Source organism: Falsibacillus albus (genome assembly GCF_003668575.1).
GTDB lineage: Bacteria > Bacillota > Bacilli > Bacillales > DSM-25281 > Falsibacillus > Falsibacillus albus.
The window spans coordinates 153,345-174,619 of record NZ_RCVZ01000009.1 but is presented as its reverse complement, the minus strand read 5'-3'; the positions used below and the strand labels follow the sequence as shown (position 1 = coordinate 174,619).

Here is a 21,275-nt window from a genome sequence, read left to right as displayed (position 1 = left end):
CAAGCACCTCCTCTGCAAGGATTGCTTTATTCACCAGCATAAGCTTGCAGCAAATATTGATTGATTGTTGCTTTTATTTTTTCCAGACGTCCGGATTGATGCTTGATTTCATTCAGGACCAGCGCATGCTCTTCAAGCTTGTGGAAGTTTGTTTTCCCTTCGACGATATCCAATCCGATGCCTTCAGTGAAGCTCTTATAACGATTTTCCATCACACCATCCAGCACTTTATCATCGATGAGTTTTTGCGCCACTTTTAATCCGACTGCAAAGCTGTCCATTCCAGCGATATGGGCATGGAATAAATCTTCAGGCTCGAATGAACCCCTGCGTACTTTGGCATCGAAATTAAGACCGCCACGGCCAAGTCCGCCATTTTTAAGGATTTCATACATGGCTAGAGTTGTAGAATATAAGTCTGTCGGGAATTCGTCTGTATCCCAGCCGAGTAATGGATCACCTTGATTGGCATCCACTGAACCAAGCATGTTGTTCACCCTTGCGTAATGAAGTTCATGTTCGAATGTATGACCAGCGAGTGTAGCATGGTTTGCTTCAATATTGAATTTGAAGTGATCTTTCAGACCATAGCTATGCAAGAAGGCAAGGCCAGTGGCAACATCGAAATCATATTGATGTGTCGTTGGCTCTTTTGGCTTTGGTTCAATTAGGAATTGAGCATCGAAGCCGATTTCTTTTGCATAATCCACTGCCATATTCAAGAACCTTCCCAAGTTATCTAATTCAAGCTTCATATCCGTATTTAGAAGCGTTTCATACCCCTCGCGGCCGCCCCAGAATACATAGTTTTCTGCTCCTAGTTCTTTCCCGATTTCCAAGCCCTTCTTAATTTTCGCTGCCGCATACGCAAAGACGTCTGCGTTATTGGAAGTGGCAGCACCATGGACAAATCGTGGGTGTGTGAAGTTATTTGCTGTGTTCCAGAGCAATTTTGTTTTACTGTCTTTCATATATTCTTTGATCATACTAACAATTGTATCGAGGTTTTGATTCGTTTCTCTTAAATTGCTACCTTCTGGAGCAATATCTACGTCGTGGAAGCAGAAGAATGGCACGTCAAGCTTTTCAAACAATTCAAAAGCCGCCTCCACGCGGGCTTTCGCTAAATCCATGCCGATATATTTATCCCAAGTTCGGACCATCGTGCCGCTGCCGAATGGATCTGAACCATCCATGGTGAATGTATGCCAGTAAGCTACGCCAAAACGAAGGATTTCCTCCATTGTCTTGCCGCCGATTTGTTCCTTTGGATTATAAAATTTAAATGCAAATGGATTCGTTGATTTTGAACCTTCATAATTGATTTTATCGATATTTTCAAAATAAGCCACTGAACGTTCCTCCTTGGTTTTTTAGTACCGCTTTCTATGTTGATAAAGGTAAATGAAAATGCTTACAACGATATTATAGCAATCTATAATTAGTTTGTCCATTGAATGAACAAAGTTTTTCTGAACGACTGTCAAACGGTATCTTATGACGTATAATAGGTTGTGATTGTACAAGATCTATAGGTTTTACAGGGGGGATCATCTAGATGAACGCTTGGAATGGTACTTTTTATAGCCTTTTCGTATGGATTACCCGATTTGCATATCTTCAATTGTTATGGCTGCTATTTATGTTGGCCGGCGGCATTATTTTCGGCTTCTACCCTTCGACCAATGCCATGTTTGCCATTGTGCGCGATTGGTTAAGGGGAAAGACGGATGAGCCATTATTTCGTTCCTTTGCGTCCTATTTCAAGAGAGAGTTCTGGAAGAGCAATCGATTAGGATTCATCATTACTGCATTTGTTCTCCTGATTGTTCTCGACTTTGTTTATTTTCAAATGACCGGTAATACCCAATTAAGCTGGACTAAAGTTCCGCTATTTGCTTTTATGCTCCTTTTTCTCTTATTTCTTTTATATCTCTTCCCTTCGTTTGCGCATTTCGATTTGAGCGTACGCCAATTGCTCAAACAGACGCTGCTGATCATGCTGGTTAAGCCATTTCACAGCATGCTGATGCTGCTTTCCTTTTTTTGCTTGTTCCTCCTGATGTATTTTGTTCCTGCCTTAGGATTTATCTTTGGTGGAAGCTCTTATACTTTTATCACCATGTCGATTTCGCTTCACGCATTCAACAGTCTGCAGCGGGAAAATGGAGAATAAAAAACTATTCTCTCCAGTTTGCAAACAGTGCTGTTGATTTCCAAGGAAGGCTGCTCGCTTACCGAGGGGGCGGCGATGAGCCCTCCTCGCTCCAATCAACATCAAGGGTGAATTCGACAGTCATGACCCTGGACCGAGAGAAGAGATGGAAGCAGTAGGCTCAGCCGACCTATGAAAATCCATACAAGCAAACCATTAATAATAGCAAAAAGCCTGTAAGCTAGTTTGCCTACAGGCCCAAGATAGTCTTCTTTTTTTGCTAATCATCCTTTTACAGCACTTGAAGAAATGCCTTCTACGACTTTATTGCTAAAGAATAAGAAGGCCAATAGGATTGGCAAGACGCTGATGACAAGCGTAGCGCCAATGGCTCCCCAATCCGTCATATACTGCCCGATAAAGTTCTGGATTCCCACAGTCAATGTTTTATACTGGTCTGAACTGATAAAGGTGTTAACGAACACGAACTCATTCCAGTTATAAATCATATTGATGATGACAGTGGTCGACATTACCGGAATTGTCATGGGCAGGATGATCCTAAAGAACAGTCTGTGGATCGAACATCCGTCCATGATGGCAGCCTCTTCTATTTCACTCGGAAGCGTATAGTAGAAGCCGAGCAGAATCATGATGGTTATCGGCAGATTATAGGCCGTATAGGTGATCACGATGGACCATGGATTATCGATTAGATTTACATGCAGAAACATACTGAACAGCGGAATGATCGAGGAATGAATCGGGATCATCAAGCCGACCATGAATAGTCCCAATACTAGTTTGCTAAACTTCCATTGCATTCTCGTTATGACGAATGTCGCCATGCTTGCAAACAAAACCGTCAAGATTATCGCGACTGCTGTAATCCAGATGCTATTCCAGAAATAAGTCCCAATGCCTCCTTCCCATACTTTCTCGTAGTTTTCCCACCTGAATTCAGTTGGCAGAGAAAATGGAGATTTCGAGAAAATGTCCTGATTATCCTTTAACGAGAACAAAAACAGCCAAACGACCGGAAATATTTGAAAGACCGCCACGACGGCTAAGCAAAGATATAGCAGAAAATAACCTGCGCGCTTCATGTGATGAACCTCCCTTAATATTGAATCTCTTCTTTGGTCGCTGTCGCTTTTCGGACGATGAAGGTCACAATCAATGTGATGATCAACAGTAAGAAACCAATGGCACTGCCGTAGCCGAAGTTATTGCTTGTAAAGGCAAGCTTGTACATGTAAGAGGCCATTACTTCACTGGCGCCATTGGGCCCCCCGCCTGTCATGACATAAATCAAATCGAAGTATTTCAATGAACCAACGACCGCTAATACGATGGTTACTTTCACCACGCCCATGATCAAAGGCAGCTTTATTTTAAAAGCAATTTGAAGCGGCGTCGCACCATCGATCTTCGCCGCCTCTACCAGCGTCTCCGGGATATTCTTCAATGCAGCGTAATAAATCAAAATATAAAAGCCCGCGTATTGCCATAAAATCGGAATAAAGATGGCGTATAACACAACCGAAGGCTCTGCAAGCCAGGATGGCGGATTGTCGACGCCGATGGCCGTCAATAGGCTGTTTAACATCCCATTTGTTGGATTAAAGACCTTGATCCACAGCTGGGCAATGGCCACTGACGATAACAGCATCGGAATTAAATAGATTTTCCTTAATAAGTCTGCCCCTTTGATCTTGGATGCTAATATCAACGAGATTAAGAGATAAATAATCAGGCTGGCTGTTGAAAACACAGCAAGCAAGAAGGAATGAAGGGCACTCTCCCAAAACTTATCATCCTGAATGGCATTGATATAATTCTCCAATCCGATGAACTTCATTGCACCGATGCCATCCCAATCCATCAATCCATAGTAGCCGGTCAGGATCAATGGGACGAAGATGAAGACACCGATCAGCAGGAGTGCCGGGAGAACGTATAATGTGATGATCCACTTATTCGACATTACTTTATTCATTACATTCAACCCCATATTTGAAAGTAGAAAAGGACAAGCCAGCATATTGGGATGTCCTTTTCGCTAGTTGTGGACACTTCTATTTTTCTTTCGCGAGTGCTTGTTCCTGTTCTTTTGCAAATTTCTCTGGTGTCACTTGTTTGCCGAACAGTGCTTGGATCATGTCCAGATGTACTTGGGCAACATCCGGGCTCATTTGGACATCTGCGAATAAAGTAATATTGCTTGCTTTGCTTAAGTCATTCAACACATTGACATACATATCCGGAAGATCCAATGATCCAGCATCGATCTTAGTTGCCGGAATGACGCCTGCATCCGTTACTGATTTTTCTCCCCATTCTTTTACAAAGAAGGCAGCAAAGTCTTTCGCTTCTTCCTTCACATCAGAATTTTGCGCAACGAATAACCCGACACCAGGTCCCCCGACGAAGCTATTCATATCCCCTTTCCCATCAACGGTAGGGAAGTTAAAATAATCGATCGAATCCCTGAACTCCTTAGGTACATCTTCATTTGTCGTATAGTTTGGAAGATCCCATGTCCCGATGAGGTACATGCCGGCCTGTCCGTTCATGAACATGCTCTTCGCTTCGTCATCTGACAATCCGTTGAAGCCTTTTTCAAATGCGCCCATATCCACTAAATCCTGCACCTTTTTTGCAGCCGAAACCAACGCAGGATCTTCAAAGGAACCTGAGCGGTTAATCGCATTTGTCATGGTATCTCCCCCGCCGATTCGATCAGCCAGATACATATACCATAAAGAACCTGTCCAGCGATCTTTATTTCCAAGCGCAATCGGAGCCACACCATTATCTTTCAACGTTTTCACGACATGTTGGAACTCATCAAAGGTTTTCGGGGCTTTTAAACCATATTTATCAAAAATGGCTTTATTGTAGAAAACAGTCGCAATATTCAATTCCAGCGGCATTCCGTACGTCTTGCCATCAATCGCAAACGCTTCCGCCGTTCCAGGTACGAATTGATCTTTCAAATTTTTATTAATGACATCATCCAATGGTGCAAATTTATTTCCACTTACATAGGGTTCCATGAAGCCTGCAGCCCAAGTCATCCCGACGTCGGGCAATTTATTGGAAGTGGATAGTACCTTCAGTTTATCTTTATACTGTTCATTACTGAGGACTTGGACGTCAACCTTCACATCAGGGTGTTTCTTTTCATAATCCTTGACGATATTATTGACAATTTCATAGTGCGTCTTCGAGCTGCCTTTAGGCCATAGATGCATGAATTCAATCGTTTTCTTGCCACTTGAACCATTGGCTTTTTCATCAGAATTAGAACAGCCGGCAAATAACAGAAGTACAGTAAACAGAGCGACAGTCATTGTAACCGCTTTCGTTTTTCTCAAAAAAAATGCCCCCTATATTTATTATTTTGACAAGGGATTTGTCATTAAATTCAGAATATCACCGAAAACAATGTTTGTCTAGTGGATAAACTAAGTTTATAATGGAACTAGAAAATGGTACACTAAGGAAAAATAGTGAAAGAATGGAGCTACCAAATGAAAATGATCCAGACCTACAATCAGCACGTTGTCAAAAAGGGCAACAAGTCATTAGTCCTTCAAACCATCCAGGAATTCACCCCTATTTCCAGGGCTGACATCGCCAATCAAACTGGCTTGAATAAAGGAACCGTCTCCTCTCAAGTAAGTGAACTCCTAAAGGAAGACTTGATCCTTGAGTCGGGCCCGGGGGTTTCAAGCGGCGGAAGAAGACCAGTCATGCTGTTGTTTAATCAAAAAGCCGGGTATTCCATCGGGGTCGATATTGGCGTCAACTATATTCTTGGAATCCTAACCGATCTCCAAGGAAACATCTGCTCTGAGAAGCAGATCCAATTTAACGACCTGACCTTTGAAGAAATACGCGAAGAATTATTTATTATCGTGGATGAACTGATTGCTTCAATGCCACAAAGCACATATGGTTTGGTCGGGATCGGAGTCGGGGTGCCGGGTACCGTAAACACTGACGGCGAAATCCTTCTCGCCCCCAACTTAAATTGGAAAAATATCAATCTGAAAAACATCCTGGAAGAGAAATATAATGTTTCGGTTCAGATTGAGAATGAAGCAAATGCCGGTGCTTATGGAGAAAAGAAATTCGGGGCAGGCAAAGATTCCTCGAACATCATCTATGTCAGTGTCGGAATTGGAATCGGTACCGGTTTAATCCTGAACGGAGAACTTTATAAAGGGAATAATGGTTTCTCAGGCGAGCTCGGCCATATGACCATTGAAGCTGACGGTCCTCCATGCTCATGCGGAAACAAAGGTTGTTGGGAATTGTTTGCTTCCGAAAAGTCCCTTGTCCAGCTGGCTGAACAAAAAGGAATCCAGCCAGACAAAGGAAAGGCGCTTTCACTGGAGACATTGAACGAACGCGCTGAAGACGGAGATGCAGAAGTCATCCGCGTTTTTGAAGAAATCGGAGCGTATTTAGGAACTGGTATCAATAACATTGTTAATATCTTCAACCCTGAACAAGTCATCATTGGAAATCGATTGGCTGCATCCTCCAAATGGCTGGAGGATCCGGTAAGAAAGCAACTAAATCAGGCTCTTTTAACGAATCAAAAAGATTTAAGCATTGATTTCTCAACACTATCCACCCATGCCGCCGCATTAGGTGTGGCAGCTTATGCCAATGAAAATTTCTTGAGTATAGATATCCAAGAGGCTCAATGACACATGAGGACTTTTTAATATGAGGAGAGGTGAAAGACGATGACTATGATTCAAAACCCTATTCTAACAGGCTTCAATCCAGATCCAAGTATTTGCCTCGCAGGGGAAGATTATTACATTGCCGTATCCACCTTTGAATGGTTCCCGGGTGTCGGGATCTACCATTCGAAAGATTTAAAAAACTGGCGGCTGGCATCGCGTCCCCTGAACCGCATCAGCCAGCTGAATATGATGGGTAATCCGGATTCAGGCGGGATTTGGGCCCCTGCCCTGTCCTATAGTGATGAGAAATTCTGGCTCATCTATACCGATGTCAAAGTCGTCGATGGACAATGGAAAGACTGCCATAATTACCTCGTCACCTGTGACGCGATTGACGGTGAATGGTCTGAACCGGTTCATCTTAACAGCTCAGGCTTCGATCCATCATTATTCCATCACGAAGATGGAAAAAAGTATCTCGTCAACATGATGTGGGATCACCGAATCGGCCGCCACAACTTCTATGGCATCGTCATGCAGGAGTTTAGCGTTAACGAGCAGAAGCTGATCGGCAAAAAAGAAATCATTTTCAAGGGTACTGATATTAAGCTGACCGAAGCGCCTCACCTTTATAAAATAAACGAATATTACTACCTGCTAACAGCAGAAGGCGGAACCAAATACGATCATCAGGCAACCCTCGCCCGTTCGAAGAACCTATGGGGGCCGTATGAAGTTCACCCTGACAATCCGTTGATCACGTCCTTTCCTTATCCGAGGAACCGACTGCAAAAAGCCGGTCATGCGTCCATCGTCCAGACTCATACGGATGAATGGTTTCTCGTACATTTAACCGGGCGCCCGCTGCCGGATGAAAACAAAGCGCTGCTCGATCCACGCGGATATTGTCCATTAGGGAGAGAAACTGCCATTCAGCGCCTCTCATGGAAAGATGATTGGCCATATATCGTCGGAGGAAACCAGCCTTCCCCCGAAATTGAAGGACCGGATATTCCTGAGATGAAATGGGAAAAAGATTTTGAAGAGAAAGATGACTTCAACGCTGAAAAATTGAACCTTCATTTTCAGTCCTTGCGCATACCACTGGGGAAAGAAATCCTTTCATTAACCGACCATCCAGGCCACCTGCGCCTTTATGGAAAGGAATCTTTGACATCGAAGTTCACCCAGGCCCATATCGCCAGACGCTGGCAGCACTTTCACTTCACAGCTGAAACGAAGCTTTCCTTTCACCCGGAAACATTCCAGCAAGCTGCCGGACTCGTAAACTACTATAATACACAAAACTGGACTGCCCTCCAGATTACCTGGCATGAAGATAAAGGACGCATCCTTGAACTTACCACCTGTGATAACTTCTCATTCGACCAGCCACTGAAAGATGATCCGATCGTCATTCCAGAAACGGTCGAATATGTCTATCTGGGCGTAAAAGTGAGCTCGTCCATTTATGAATACTCCTATTCCTTTAATGGCGAGGACTGGACAAAGATTCCCGTCAAATTGTATTCCTATAAGCTCTCGGATGACTACATACAAGGCGGGGGATTCTTTACAGGTGCGTTTGTCGGAATGCAATGCCAGGATACTTCCGGACAAAACCTTCATGCAGACTTTGATTATTTTATTTATCGGGAGGAAAAGTAAACCATTTTTCAAGCATAGAGCCGCCCCCTGATAGGGGGGAAGGCTTTATTTTTATTCCAGTAAGTTCTAGGCATCAAGCCCTATTTTTTTCAAACATTCTATTTTAGTTGATTAAAAGTCTAATAATCCGGGAATGATATAGTTAACAATAATATTCAGGAGGAATCCACAATGCTTAAGACGGAATCTTTGATCATTACTGATTTTATAGAAGATGAAAAATTTGATTTAAATGGTTATTTATCGACTTTGATGCACCCACGTGCCAGCTCCAAAAAGATTCAAAAATAAAAAAATAGACAAACGTGAAGAATTTCAAATTTGTCTACAGATTAATTTTTTAAAATATACCACTATTAAATTCCGATGCTTGATGCCTGCTTTCCGCGGAGCAGTAATCTTGCTTTTTCTCTCAACCTGCCACGATTATTACTCTTCTTTCATTTCCCGTTCATACCGCGCGATTTTCTCTTGAATTCTCTTCAAGTTTGCCTGTGTTTCTCGAAGTTGATTTTGAACGTTCTCTTCTTGCTGTTTCATCATGTCCAACCGCTTCGGAAGGGTATCCCCGCCGGCCATGTTCCAATCTATGAACTGTTTGATGTCTTTGATCGGCATGCCCGTGTTTTTTAAACATAGGATCATTTCAAGAAATTTAAGCGATCCCTCGTCAAAGATCCGGTCGCCTTTCTCCGTTCTTTTGACAAAAGGCATGAGCCCTTGCTTGTCGTAATAGCGGAGCTGCGAGATGGTTAGTTGAAGCATGTCTGCAACTTGTCCGATTGTATAGGTCATCGAATGATCGATCCTTTCATTATTACCAAGGAATGATTCCATTTTTATCAAGTATTTTACCATGATAGTTCGCATTGTCCAATGCGTATTGCGTAATGATTTGTGCGCTTTCGGCCTTTGTTTTTCCGCCTGGTGCATTTCCGTTAAGATCTGTGGTTGTAAAGCCTGGTGTCACTCCGAAAATTTCCGGTCCATTGTCGCTGAATTCTTTTCCAAATGCCAACGTCAACGCATTCATAGCCGTCTTTGAAGCGTTATAGCCCAACGCATTGATTGGGGCGGTTTGACCGTTGTCGAACATCGTTTGGGAAGCCATGTCCGTTGTGACATTCACGATTTTTCCGCCTTCTGCTTTCTTCACTAGCGGCAGGAACGTTTGAATCATTTGGAACGCGCCAAAGAAATTAACATCGAACTCACGGCGAAGCGTTTCCTCGTTGGTCTGACTCGGCGTGCTGTGATGGTCGAGAAAAACCCCGGCGTTATTGATCAGGATATCCAACGTTTCCGACACTTCTTGCACTTTTTGATATGCATGTTTGATTGATCCGGAGTCTGTGACATCCACGTGCAGGAATGAAACATTTGCAAGCCCCAATGATTGAACCGCCTTTTCTCCAAGCTCCTCATTCCGTGCCCCTAAAAACACATGATACTCTTTTTCTGCCAATTGACGGACGACTTCCAATCCAATCCCTTTGTTGGCGCCTGTTACGAGTGCATATTTAGTCATATATATTTCCTCCAATTGTTATTTTTCATCGCTACAGGTTTAACGATACAACCTAAACCTAAGTTTAGGTCAAGGTTTTTTTATCAGAAAAAATAAGGGCTGTGGAATCGGCGCAATTTCCGTGGAAGGATCAGCGACACTCCTCGCTTCGCTGCGGTTACTGGTTTGGTTTGGTGCGGCGAATGCATTCTCATTCTGATTCCCAGCATTATCAATTTTGCTCACGACGGGCACCAGATCCCCATTCTGATTCCCTTCGTTTCGATTTTTACTTATGACGGGCATCAGGTCCTCATTCTGATTCCCTTTATTTCGATTTTTGCTTGTAACGGGAATCAGATCATCATTCTGGTTCCCTTCATTTCGATTTTTACTTGTGACGGGAATCAGATCATCATTCTGGTTCCCTTCGTTTCGATTTTCGCTCATGACGGGCACCAGATCCTCATTCTGGTTCCCTTCGTTTCGATTTTTGCTCGTGACGGGCATCAGATCATCCTTCTGATTCCCTTCGTTTCGATTTTTGCTCGTGACGGGCAGCTGATCATCATTCTGATTCCCTTCGTTTCGATTTTTGCTCATGACGGGCAGCAGAACCTCGTTCTGGTTCCCTTCATTTCGATTTTTACTTATGACGGGCATCAGGTCCTCATTCTGATTCCCTTTATGTCGATTTTTGCTCGTGACGGGCAGCAGATCATCATTCTGGTTCCCTTCGTTTCGATTTTCGCTCATGACGGGCACCAGATCCTCATTCTGGTTCCCTTCGTTTCGATTTTTGCTCGTGACGGGCATCAGATCATCCTTCTGATTCCCTTCGTTTCGATTTTTGCTCGTGACGGGCAGCTGATCATCATTCTGATTCCCTTCGTTTCGATTTTTGCTCATGACGGGCAGCAGAACCTCGTTCTGGTTCCCTTCATTTCGATTTTTACTTATGACGGGCATCAGGTCCTCATTCTGATTCCCTTTATGTCGATTTTTGCTCGTGACGGGCAGCAGATCATCATTCTGGTTCCCTTCGTTTCGATTTTCGCTCATGACGGGCACCAGATCCTCATTCTGGTTCCCTTCGTTTCGATTTTTGCTCGTGACGGGTATCAGATCATCCTTCTGATTCCTTTCATTTCGATTTTTTCTCGTGACGGGAATCAGATTCCCATTCTGGTTCCCTTCGTTTCGATTTTTGCTTGTGACGGGAATCAGATCATCATTCTGGTTCCCTTCATTTCGATTTTTACTTATGACGGGCATCAGGTCCTCATTCTGATTCCCTTTATTTCGATTTTTGCTTGTAACGGGAATCAGGTCCTCATTCTGGTTCCCTTCATTTCGATTTTTACTTATGACGGGCATCAGGTCCTCATTCTGATTCCCTTTATTTCGATTTTTGCTTGTAACGGGAATCAGATCATCATTCTGGTTCCCTTCATTTCGATTTTTACTTGTGACGGGCATCAGGTCCTCATTCTGATTCCCTTTATTTCGATTTTTACTTGTGACGGGCATCAGGTCCTCATTCTGATTCCCTTCATTTCGATTTTTGTTCACGACGGGAATCAGATCCTCTTTCTGATTCCCCTTATTTCGATTTTTGCTCGTGGCGGGAATCAGATCCTCTTTCTGATTCCCCTTATTTCGATTTTTGCTCGTGACGGGCACCAGATCCTCATTCTGGTTCCCTTCGTTTCGATTTTTGCTCGTGACGGGCAGCTGATCATCCTTCTGATTCCCTTCGTTTCGATTTTTGCTCGTGACGGGCAGCTGATCATCCTTCTGATTCCCCTTATTTCGATTTTTGCTCGTGACGGGCACCAGATCCTCATTCTGGTTCCCTTCGTTTCGATTTTCGCTCATGACGGGCACCAGATCCCCATTTTGGTTCCCTTCGTTTCGATTTTCGCTCATGACGGGCACCAGATCCTCATTCTGGTTCCCTTCGTTTCGATTTTTGCTCGTGACGGGCAGCTGATCATCCTTCTGATTCCCTTCGTTTCGATTTTTGCTCGTGACGGGCAGCTGATCATCCTTCTGATTCCCCTTATTTCGATTTTTGCTCGTGACGGGCACCAGATCCTCATTCTGGTTCCCTTCGTTTCGATTTTCGCTCATGACGGGCACCAGATCCCCATTTTGGTTCCCTTCGTTTCGATTTTCGCTCATGACGGGAACCAGATCCTCATTCTGGTTCCCTTCGTTTCGATTTTTGCTCGTGACGGGCAGCTGATCATTTAGACCCCATCTGTTTGTCCAAAACAAACAAACCTATTTTTTTCCACAAATTTGCCACAAATAAAGATAGTAAAACTTCTCTTCACGGTGTAATATTTATAAGAAAAATATTAAATTATTTGATTGGGATTCTTCTTGTTTCAACTATGGTTCCGTCAATTTCGTGGAGGTAGTTGCAGGCAATTAAAATATATATTTTTTTGCTCATGGTTTTCAGGATGGAGAACAAATGAAATGTAGAGTAATCCCTTTCTGCCTCCAGTCTTTTATTTTTCTGAATTTTATAAAATATTAAAGAGGTCGATGAAATTGACAGTTGAAACGAAAGAACAGACGATTTTTAGCCATGTGGGGAATAAAATCGTAACGGATGATCGGGAAATCCAGATTATTGCCAGAATGGAAGAACCGTTGATTGCGGTATTGGGGAATGTGTTGAGCGATGAGGAATGCGACGAGCTGATCCGTTTGTCGCAAAGTCGAATGGATCGTTCTAAAATCGGTTCGGTCCGCGAAGTGAACCAGCTGCGGACGAGCAGCAGCACTTTTTTGCCTGAAGGAGAAAGTGATGTGGTGGCGAGGGTCGAGAAGCGAATCTCGCAAATTATGAATATCCCGGTTGAGCATGGTGAAGGGCTGCAGATCCTTAATTATCAAATCGGGCAGGAGTACAAGGCCCATTTTGATTTCTTCACATCGGCGAGCCGGCCGGTTGCGAATCCAAGGATCAGTACGCTGGTCATGTACTTGAATGATGTCGAACAAGGCGGCGAGACGTACTTTCCGAGTTTGAAATTGGCCGTTTCCCCGCAAAAAGGAATGGCCGTGTATTTTGAATATTTCTATGATGATCAAGCATTGAACGACCTAACCCTCCACGGCGGTGCGCCTGTCGTCATCGGCGACAAATGGGCGGCCACACAGTGGATGAGAAGGAAAATGGTGCGATAAATAGATCAGGACGGGGCATTTGCTCCGTCTATTTTTGTACTATCATGAGGTTCTTAACTTTTTTAAAAAAATGAGTCAGTCCAGCTTTATTCCTTTTACTGAAATACACAGGCAATTTCTCCACCTCTACATATTGTGTAAAAGAGTGTTTTATAAGGAGGGAAATAACATGACTGGATATGGTTCAGGATTCGCATTAGTTGTGGTTCTGTTTATTTTGCTTATCATTATCGGAGCATCCTTTGTTGGTGGTCGAGGCTATGGATGCTAATAATTGACATAACCACCACTTTAGCCACGCAAACCACCTTTCATTACGGATCAGAAAGATTCGTTTTTCCTGTAGGTCATCCTACAGGTTTTTTTATTTTTCCATCAAGAGGGGCGTGTACATATGCTCTCTGCGGACGGGTCGGGAGCATACGGAGTCTGCAGTCTGCCTGACTCCGTTTTTCCCCGCAGGAGATTATATCTGCAGCATTAAAATAGTACGCGAATACTACCCCAAAAGGATTGCAAATCTTTCACACCACGTCCATCATCCACCCATACAAAGTGGACGCTAGTTCTTTTCGCATATCGATGTAGTTATGATCGGTATCAAAAACTTTGCATTGAAGGTTTCGGGCACCAGCATCTTGAAGCATCGCAGCAAGTGGATCATGGAATTGAGATTTTGGCAGCTGACTGTCATATGCTGCAGCAGTTAAGAGAATTTTTTTGTCTGCGAGTCGCGGGGCAATTTGAAACGTATTCCACTCCTCTTTATTAATTTTGATTTCTTCTATAATCGCCCCGACCGATGCACCATTCAGGAAATAGGTGCTTTCTCTTAGCACTTCCGCTAGCTGGGGCTCAAAGTCTGGGTCCTGTTCCACTAGTCGTGCAAACAATCCGAAATTGGCTCCAGAAAGCGACGCGGCAGCTTTTATTGTTGGATCCGATGCGGCTGCAACTAGTGCCAAGAAACCGCCAAAGCTATGCCCCACCAGTACAATCCGCTCCGCATCGATTCGATTTTCGCTGGCAGCTTCCTTTTCTTTAATGTAGTGAAGGGCTGCACCTACATCTTCTAATGAATGGGTGAACGAGAATGTTCCTTGACTCCCCCATGTGCCTCGGTAATTTATGACCAATACGTTGATTCCCCGCTCCTGAAGTTCCGCAGCTGTATCCAGATTCATCATGACTCCCGGAAACCCATGCAGAAAAAGAGCCGTTGGATGCGGCCCTTCCCCTTCTGCAATGTATATTCTCCCAATGATCACATCTTCACCGCTTGGAATTTTTAAAAGTTTTAACATTCTCTTTTGCATCCTGACCACCCTTTGATATGCTAAAATTTTCTAATTTCATGAATATGAATATTGTAATCTATCATGAACAAAAACTCTATCGGGATCCTTCCACCTTCCTCCCCTCCCGCTTCACAAGCAGCGCCATCGGGATGTACGAGATGAAAAAGACGATTACCGCTGCGATTTCCAGGTTGATGTAATACATGATGCCGGTGCCGAAAAAGGATAAAATGGTTTCGGATTCGGTCGGGCTTGCCAGATATAAGAAATTAGTGCCGAGGAGAATGTTGATGAAAAAGATAGGGACGGCGAGGGCATTGATCATTAGGAAGCCGGTCCAAATGGCTTTGATCGGGACGCGATATCCCTCATAGACGATGAAATACAAAACGGACCAGGCGATGGCGGAATGAAACAAGAAGTATCTTAGGAAGCTGTAGTGGGGAAATTGGTAGAACAATTCGGGTGTGACCATGCTTAGGATGGGCGGGAGGAAACCAATGAAAAACAATACATAAAACACTTTAGGATTCGGCTTGAAGCATAAATAGATGATCAGAAACATACTGAAGGAGCATAGCTGCAGCGGCAAACTGCCAACATCCCATTGATCGGTTGCGATGTTCCAGATCTGGCCGGACACTTCACATATGACCAGCGCCCAGAACAGCACCCATTTGATGACCGACTGCCGGGGCTTCAAGTAACCTTTGAAAAAAATAAGAAGAAATGATATCGCCACAAAGATCAAAAGTACAGTGATATGCGGAACAGAAAACAATTCGAACGTGCGCATTTCTGTAGCCGAAAACATATTGCCACCCCTTCCTTTTGAAAATAAGTGGTTATTATAAATAGTCTATTCGGCCCTGATGGGGATTAAGACATTATTGGAGAAATTTCGGAAGGGTTTTGTGGGGATGAGGTTTGATATGCAGCGGTGGCGAAATTTGTCGAGAATAGTAGAATAATCGATATATTGGGATTTTCGAAGATATATGGTCCTTTTTCGTAGATAAAATTGGATTTTCGAAGATACTTGGCTGGATTTCGCTGATTTCTTTTAATTGCCGGTTCATAATTAATGAAAAAAGACGATCTGTATCACGGGACGCATGTCAATGTACCGGCACCCATATTTCCATCTCATATTCATCGGTTTCTTCTTTCCCGAACAGATTGGTTTTGACGATTTCAATTTCAGGCACACCTTCTTTAATTGCATAACCCTGTTTGTCAAATACGTCCCAGAGCTTTCTATAAGTATGGGGAATGCTTTTAGCGGGACCGAGATGCTTGAACACCACGTATTTTTGTGCTGGAAAAGTATGCACAGTCATTCCTTTTTCAATTTTTCCGAAATCAACTGACACCATTTCCATGCCGCACGTATAGAAATAGTGGTCGCTTCGTGGCGGCAGGCAGACGCCGACAATTTTTTCTACTTGGTGGTCAGAAATAAATTTAATCGATTTTCCCCATAAACTAGGGATCGGATAGACGGCATCACACCCCCATTTTCCTGCGGCACTGTAGCCGACCAGCACAAATGCTTTCTTTATCACTTCTTTCAATTCCATTTTTAAAACCTCCATTTCTGTCGCTCAAATACAATGATAAATAATAGTGAAGGATTTCTCCTGTCTTTTTATGTGTTTATCTGACCGGGATAATGGCAAAGGTTCAAGAGTTCATGGATAATATAGATAATTATATATAAGGGGGATGGGTCTTGTGGGCAATGATATTTTTATTCGCTTTTTTAAAGACGGAGATGCCGAAGATTTACTCGATTTTCATGTAAGAAACGGCGAGCTGATTCAGAAGTATTCACCGACTTTTGCCGATGGTTATTTTACGCTCGAGTCGAAACGGCAGTATATTCACAATTCCATGAAGCTTAGAGAAGAAGATAAACAATACTCTTTTGGCATCTTTTTAAAAGATAACGAGACATTGATTGGCGATGTATCGCTCTATCGTGTTTCGCGGGGTTCACTTCAGAGAAGCTTGATCGGTTATTCATTGGATCATCAATATACCGGGAAAGGATATGCCACAGAAGCAGTTTCCCTGGCAGTATACTTTGCGTTTAATGAGCTAAACCTGCACCGTGTCGATGCAGGAGTGATGTTGAGCAATATCGGTTCCATGCGGGTTTTGGAAAAGGCCGGTTTCCATAAAGAAGGGATTGAGCGAAAAGGAGTAAAGATTAACGGGCAATGGGAAGATCATCAGATTTTTGCCATCATCTCTGATCATAACTAAACTCCCTTCAGTGAAGGGAGTTTTTAATTTATAAATTCAGGTGTGAAACTGCCATCTAAATCATTCTTATCATATGTATAAATCCAAATGCGACTTTTACTATCAGGTATATTGATGATTTGAGCCGATTTATTGTTTGGAAAAATGACTTTTTTGACATCCGGATCGATTATCCCGATTGCTGTGTATTGATTTTGATTCATGTCATGATAAGTTGACCAGCTGCCAGTATTTCGCTCCTGAATATCCGTCCGCGTTATGTTTCTTATTTTCCAAGCGCTGAAAATATTTTTTTCTAAAAAAGCAGTAACTACTTGTCGCTGCGACGATGAAGAGGTATAGATGGCAAAGTCTTGATTTTCACTCTTTTCCTCGTAAAGGGAAGAACCTAATGAAGGAATCTTCTTTTTTAAAGCCTCAGCTGGTGTCGAAGGATTCCACGATTGAAAAATGAATACTCCTCCAACCAAAAATATGATGCTGAGGGTAATAACAAATTTTTTATTCCATTTCAATTTACTAGCCCCCTCCTTAGGATGTCTTAACAGATTTCAAGATCAACAAAAATCCAGAGATGTTCAATACGAGGCTTACCACAAGAAAAACCGTATTTAGTGAAGTCGGAACCTTCAGGGATAGGTATAAAACCAGGAAAATTTCGCCAAATAAGATTGACAGTGTTCCTAAAAAATTTTTATTCATTGTAAACCTCCAATATATAAATCTACCTTTTTTATTTTAACATAAATATCCAATTAACCCGATTCAAAAAGGAAGGTGTAATTGATAAAGTCCTATCACTTTTCCTTTCAAAAAATTGAAATTTCGGATCACACCAGCCAGAAAAAGGACAAATTGAATGGATGCTGCGCGGAAATTATCGATGCTTCCAAATGTGATTCGATTTTTTTCAATGGTGGAGTGGGGGGATTCCATCAGAGTTTGGATCAATTCCATCACTATCTGCGTTTTTTCCATCACAAAAAGGATTTATTCCATCACTATTTGAGTTTTCTCCATCACTTCCGGAAGTTATTCCATCATACTTGCGGTTAATTCCATCACGAAGCTTTTTGGACCTAATTCTAAAACCCTTAATTTGTCCAAGGGCATTTTTGAAGAAGACCTTTAAACATAAACAAGTAAAAATGACAAAAGGTATCGAGATGTCCTCTCGATACCCGTGTCTACAGTGAATGGATTTACTTTTTTCTTCAGTTTCGCCCCATGGACTGCCCATCAGGATACACGCGTGAGGCAGCGGCCATTTCTGCTGCCATCAAGCCACTTTGATAGCTAAAAGTTGAATACACGGTATTGCCGTATGCCCATGCTGCGGTGGTATGCTGTCCATCACCGGCGAGATTTTCCCCAAACACGCCATCGGTTGGAGGCAGCAGGTTCGTGTCTAAAAAGGCTACAATCTTTTGGGCTTCTTGAATATCTTGCTCCAGCGTGCCGTCCCAAACCTGCAGGGTCCATTTCCCTTCATTCCATTCCACCATCGGAAATGAAGAATAGGCAGTGCCTGTGATTCCGTGGCCGAGATCCACCTTGGTTGACTCTGAATCTGGAGGCGGCTGGTAGGCGGGGGCAATATCACCTTCATACGATTTATGTAACTGCGCTTTTGCATCTTCAGGAGAAGAATACGCCGTTGCGCTGAACCTTCCTATCAACTTGTTCATATCGTCATATTCTACAGATGAAAGAGTCGGGCTGTTTAGTGGAATTGGTTTGTCGGTTGAGATAAGATTCACCGAGTAGCTTTTCTGATCGGCCGTTGCCTTGGCGCTCATATACTGGACATTTGGTTTGAAATCGGCCTTGGCTGGAGCCATCAATGAGATTTTTGTATGGTCTTTTACATACTCCATTGCGTCTGCAATGACAGGGTCAAAGAGGCTATCAGTCGGACTCTTTGTCTTGTCTGCAGATGCAGTAGAATCTTCGTTGTTCCCGCTGCTGTTCGTCTTCGTGGTGGATGGTGTATTTTTGGAAGAATCCGTATTGCTTTGTGATGATTGTTCAGACTTTGACGCTGTTGAATTGGATGTATGACTGCAAGCAGACATGATCACGACTAAGCTCATGATTAAAAGTATGATCGGTTTTTTTATAATCAATTCCTCACTCCTCCGTTGCCTCCATGGTTGCGGTGAATTAACTTTATCTTCCCTGCTCCTTTTCCTTATCTCCTGCTTTCCAAGCGAGAAACAAGATTGAACCTGTGCATAATAATGCCACTACTATTCCCATTGCGAATACTCCTTTCTTACACTAATCGTTAATTATATACCAATTATTTCAAAATTAGCTGTTAATCTCAACCAAATATTTTTATAAACCATGTTCCTCCTTGTCTGAAAATTAATTTGTTAAATTTGGAAAATTTGTAGTAGGATGGTAGAGAGACTAAAGGGGGTAAATCATGTTCATCATCGCCGTTCTATTATTGTGCATCATTATCGGGTACCCGATTTGGGATTACCTTTATATGAAGCACGCGGATTTTTCCAACAACTATAAAATGTATTGGACGATCATCATTCCGCAATGGATCTTTACCGGAGTGTTTTTAATCTATTTTTTCGCCACCAAACGCTCCATTAAAGATTTGTTTATCGTCAGCACTCCGATTCTTCATGATCAATCAGCCCATTTAAAACAGGTTTTTTGGGGTGTGTTATCCACCATCGCCATATTCGGATTGATTTTTCTGTTTTCAAAAAAACTTAAGCAAAATCTCCTATCCTATTTTGAACGTCAAATGGACAGCATCCGCTTCATGCTTCCGTCTACCTTTGGGGAGAGGCTTCTCTTTGCTCTTGTCGCTCTGACCGCCGGCTTTTGCGAGGAGGTTGTCTTTCGCGGGGTGATGCTGTACTACTTCAATCATATTGATCTTCAATTATCGATTATCCCGCTGATGATCGTAATGAGCTTGTTATTCGGCATCGTTCATTTATACCAAGGATGGAAAGGTGTCGTTGGTACGGCTTACATGGGGGGAGCATTGCTTTACGTCTACCTTGCGACTGGAAACCTTTGGATATGCATCCTGATTCATTTTCTGATCGATGTGAAATTTGTGTTTACGTCTAATAAAAAGCCCGCGTCTTCTCAAGAGGTTCAAATACCTGTGTAAAGGGTTAAAAAAGCAAGGAATGATCATCGCATCCCTTGCTTTTTGCTTTCCCATTGATGCTAAGCGATTAGTACACGCCATCGCACGGATTGCATGGATCGCAGTTTTCACCCGAGCCCGGCCTGCAAGTTTTGATGCATTGCGGAAGGGGCGAAGGCTGTTCCAAGATCGCAAGCGCTTTGCTCAGATCCTCTGTTTTTACATCCAATATCAATCTAGTGTTTTCTCCTGGATAAAATGCTTCAACCGTTACCTGGCAGAACAACGCGCCAAATATAGCGTTTACTATGCCTGGAACACCCGGTACAATATTCGCGATTTGAATGACTGCTTTCATTTGATAATCGACGCCAAGCGTGTTTAGTACATCCTCTACTCTATTAATATCCTCAATCGTTTCAGAATCAATTTGACCTGGAACCACCCTTACAATATTACAGCCAGTGTTCCTTTCACAGCAATCATCCGGATTGAAAAGCTTCGTTTGCATAAACCCTGTAAGATTGACACTCTCAGGATTTTCAGCAGCAATGCCGGCTAGAATACAACTAAGCGTCTCATCATCAACCAAGAAGCTGAATTGTGTTCTTATATTAAATTGAAATTCATTACTCATCTTCCTTCTCCTTTCAACCATTGTTCTAATTATTTTATGTAGAACGATGGTTGAGGCTTGTACGATTGAACTAGGAGATTGAATATTTTTACTTCCATTCTTTCGCTAGAATGCTGTACATCACACAGTCGTGGAAATGGTCATATAAGTATTCAGCATCCCTGACGATTCCATCCTGCTTAAATCCAAGGCGTTCAGGGATGCTTTTGCTTTTGTGATTCTCCACACCACACTGGATTTCAACGCGATTCAATTGATATTCTTCAAAAGCCAGGTCAATCAAAGCCTTTACAGCGGCTGTCATGATTCCGTTGCCCTGATATTTTTCGGCAAGCCAATAGCCGATGCTCGTTCTCCTATTTGACCAATTGATGCCATGATATCCAACCATGCCTGCTAAATATCCTTTATAGAGGATGCCGACTTGAAAACCGTCATGTGCGGCGAACTGTTTCAACCACATTTCGATGACCGGTTCATATTCCTTTTCATGTTTCATGTTATCCACCCACGGAAGCCACTCCCTCAAATAGTTCCGGGACTCATCCACCAGTGCGAACAATTCCTTGGCGTCTTCCTTTTCAAGTAATTTTAATGATAGTTCTTCATTCACTTTTAATGTAAACATCGTAATCCCCTTTTCTATAGTCGTCATATGTTATTGAATAAATTGGAACTTACATACTTGGATAATCGTCTAAAAAT

General features: G+C 42.8%; 22 protein-coding genes. 7 read left to right on the top strand and 15 right to left on the bottom strand.

Annotated features, from left to right (window positions below; translation table 11 throughout):
* Nucleotides 1-26: 26 nt before the first annotated feature.
* A complete protein-coding gene (xylA, locus tag D9X91_RS13975) occupies nt 27-1,352 on the bottom strand; it encodes a xylose isomerase (RefSeq protein WP_121681251.1) in 1,326 nt (441 codons plus the stop codon).
* A 206-nt stretch (nt 1,353-1,558) separates the two neighbouring features.
* Here xylA and D9X91_RS13970 point away from each other — a divergent pair, with 206 nt between their 5' ends.
* A complete protein-coding gene (locus D9X91_RS13970; protein WP_121681250.1) occupies nt 1,559-2,176 on the top strand; it encodes a YesL family protein in 618 nt (205 codons plus the stop codon).
* Between the two features lie 263 nt (nt 2,177-2,439).
* Here the strand turns inward: D9X91_RS13970 and D9X91_RS13965 are convergent, their stop codons facing one another.
* The 3 genes from D9X91_RS13965 to D9X91_RS13955 form a co-directional block, all read right to left on the bottom strand.
* Nucleotides 2,440-3,261 (bottom strand): carbohydrate ABC transporter permease, encoded by an 822-nt coding sequence (locus D9X91_RS13965; protein ID WP_121681249.1) that lies wholly within the window; start codon nt 3,259-3,261, stop codon nt 2,440-2,442.
* A gap of 14 nt (nt 3,262-3,275) precedes the next feature.
* On the bottom strand, nt 3,276-4,154 hold the full coding sequence (locus D9X91_RS13960; RefSeq protein ID WP_121681248.1) for a carbohydrate ABC transporter permease: 879 nt from the start codon (nt 4,152-4,154) through the stop codon (nt 3,276-3,278).
* 79 nt (nt 4,155-4,233) lie between these two features.
* A complete protein-coding gene (locus D9X91_RS13955) occupies nt 4,234-5,535 on the bottom strand; it encodes an extracellular solute-binding protein (RefSeq protein ID WP_121681247.1) in 1,302 nt (433 codons plus the stop codon).
* A 156-nt stretch (nt 5,536-5,691) separates the two neighbouring features.
* On the opposite strand from D9X91_RS13955, the gene D9X91_RS13950 reads away from it, so the two are divergent.
* Nucleotides 5,692-6,879: an ROK family transcriptional regulator gene (locus tag D9X91_RS13950; protein WP_121681246.1), complete on the top strand. Its 1,188-nt coding sequence runs from the start codon at nt 5,692-5,694 to the stop codon at nt 6,877-6,879.
* Nucleotides 6,880-6,918: 39 nt separating this feature from the next.
* The gene (locus D9X91_RS13945; RefSeq protein ID WP_121681245.1) at nt 6,919-8,529 is read left to right on the top strand and encodes a glycoside hydrolase family 43 protein; all 1,611 of its coding nucleotides are present in this window, start codon (nt 6,919-6,921) and stop codon (nt 8,527-8,529) included.
* Between the two features lie 429 nt (nt 8,530-8,958).
* Here the strand turns inward: D9X91_RS13945 and D9X91_RS13940 are convergent, their stop codons facing one another.
* The 3 genes from D9X91_RS13940 to D9X91_RS13930 form a co-directional block, all read right to left on the bottom strand.
* The gene (locus D9X91_RS13940) at nt 8,959-9,324 is read right to left on the bottom strand and encodes a MerR family transcriptional regulator (protein WP_121681284.1); all 366 of its coding nucleotides are present in this window, start codon (nt 9,322-9,324) and stop codon (nt 8,959-8,961) included.
* Between the two features lie 22 nt (nt 9,325-9,346).
* Nucleotides 9,347-10,057: an SDR family NAD(P)-dependent oxidoreductase gene (locus tag D9X91_RS13935; protein WP_121681244.1), complete on the bottom strand. Its 711-nt coding sequence runs from the start codon at nt 10,055-10,057 to the stop codon at nt 9,347-9,349.
* 69 nt (nt 10,058-10,126) lie between these two features.
* Nucleotides 10,127-12,316: a hypothetical protein gene (locus D9X91_RS13930; protein ID WP_121681243.1), complete on the bottom strand. Its 2,190-nt coding sequence runs from the start codon at nt 12,314-12,316 to the stop codon at nt 10,127-10,129.
* Between the two features lie 276 nt (nt 12,317-12,592).
* Between D9X91_RS13930 and D9X91_RS13925 the strand changes: the two genes are divergently transcribed.
* Together D9X91_RS13925 and D9X91_RS13920 are read left to right on the top strand one after the other, a co-directional pair.
* Nucleotides 12,593-13,240, top strand: a complete 648-nt coding sequence (locus tag D9X91_RS13925) for a 2OG-Fe(II) oxygenase (protein WP_121681242.1) — start codon at nt 12,593-12,595, stop codon at nt 13,238-13,240.
* A 169-nt stretch (nt 13,241-13,409) separates the two neighbouring features.
* The gene (locus D9X91_RS13920; protein WP_121681241.1) at nt 13,410-13,511 is read left to right on the top strand and encodes a YjcZ family sporulation protein; all 102 of its coding nucleotides are present in this window, start codon (nt 13,410-13,412) and stop codon (nt 13,509-13,511) included.
* Nucleotides 13,512-13,764: 253 nt separating this feature from the next.
* Here D9X91_RS13920 and D9X91_RS13915 read toward each other — a convergent pair whose 3' ends face one another.
* The 3 genes from D9X91_RS13915 to D9X91_RS13905 form a co-directional block, all read right to left on the bottom strand.
* Nucleotides 13,765-14,544 (bottom strand): alpha/beta hydrolase family protein, encoded by a 780-nt coding sequence (locus tag D9X91_RS13915; RefSeq protein ID WP_158598323.1) that lies wholly within the window; start codon nt 14,542-14,544, stop codon nt 13,765-13,767.
* Nucleotides 14,545-14,632: 88 nt separating this feature from the next.
* A complete protein-coding gene (locus D9X91_RS13910) occupies nt 14,633-15,352 on the bottom strand; it encodes a YwaF family protein (protein ID WP_121681239.1) in 720 nt (239 codons plus the stop codon).
* 304 nt (nt 15,353-15,656) lie between these two features.
* The gene (locus D9X91_RS13905) at nt 15,657-16,118 is read right to left on the bottom strand and encodes a GyrI-like domain-containing protein (RefSeq protein WP_121681238.1); all 462 of its coding nucleotides are present in this window, start codon (nt 16,116-16,118) and stop codon (nt 15,657-15,659) included.
* 145 nt (nt 16,119-16,263) lie between these two features.
* Here D9X91_RS13905 and D9X91_RS13900 point away from each other — a divergent pair, with 145 nt between their 5' ends.
* Nucleotides 16,264-16,806: a GNAT family N-acetyltransferase gene (locus D9X91_RS13900; RefSeq protein ID WP_121681237.1), complete on the top strand. Its 543-nt coding sequence runs from the start codon at nt 16,264-16,266 to the stop codon at nt 16,804-16,806.
* A gap of 23 nt (nt 16,807-16,829) precedes the next feature.
* Here D9X91_RS13900 and D9X91_RS13895 read toward each other — a convergent pair whose 3' ends face one another.
* The 3 genes from D9X91_RS13895 to D9X91_RS13885 form a co-directional block, all read right to left on the bottom strand.
* A complete protein-coding gene (locus D9X91_RS13895; protein WP_121681236.1) occupies nt 16,830-17,321 on the bottom strand; it encodes a hypothetical protein in 492 nt (163 codons plus the stop codon).
* Between the two features lie 16 nt (nt 17,322-17,337).
* Nucleotides 17,338-17,508 (bottom strand): hypothetical protein, encoded by a 171-nt coding sequence (locus D9X91_RS22530; RefSeq protein WP_158598322.1) that lies wholly within the window; start codon nt 17,506-17,508, stop codon nt 17,338-17,340.
* Between the two features lie 512 nt (nt 17,509-18,020).
* Nucleotides 18,021-18,932 (bottom strand): hypothetical protein, encoded by a 912-nt coding sequence (locus D9X91_RS13885; RefSeq protein ID WP_121681234.1) that lies wholly within the window; start codon nt 18,930-18,932, stop codon nt 18,021-18,023.
* 305 nt (nt 18,933-19,237) lie between these two features.
* On the opposite strand from D9X91_RS13885, the gene D9X91_RS13880 reads away from it, so the two are divergent.
* Entirely contained in the window at nt 19,238-19,954 is a 717-nt protein-coding gene (locus D9X91_RS13880; RefSeq protein WP_121681233.1) for a CPBP family intramembrane glutamic endopeptidase, read from the top strand.
* A 67-nt stretch (nt 19,955-20,021) separates the two neighbouring features.
* Here D9X91_RS13880 and D9X91_RS13875 read toward each other — a convergent pair whose 3' ends face one another.
* Both D9X91_RS13875 and D9X91_RS13870 read right to left on the bottom strand, forming a co-directional pair.
* Nucleotides 20,022-20,570, bottom strand: a complete 549-nt coding sequence (locus tag D9X91_RS13875) for a hypothetical protein (RefSeq protein WP_121681232.1) — start codon at nt 20,568-20,570, stop codon at nt 20,022-20,024.
* 88 nt (nt 20,571-20,658) lie between these two features.
* A complete protein-coding gene (locus tag D9X91_RS13870) occupies nt 20,659-21,198 on the bottom strand; it encodes a GNAT family N-acetyltransferase (RefSeq protein ID WP_121681231.1) in 540 nt (179 codons plus the stop codon).
* Between the last annotated feature and the right edge of the window lie 77 nt (nt 21,199-21,275).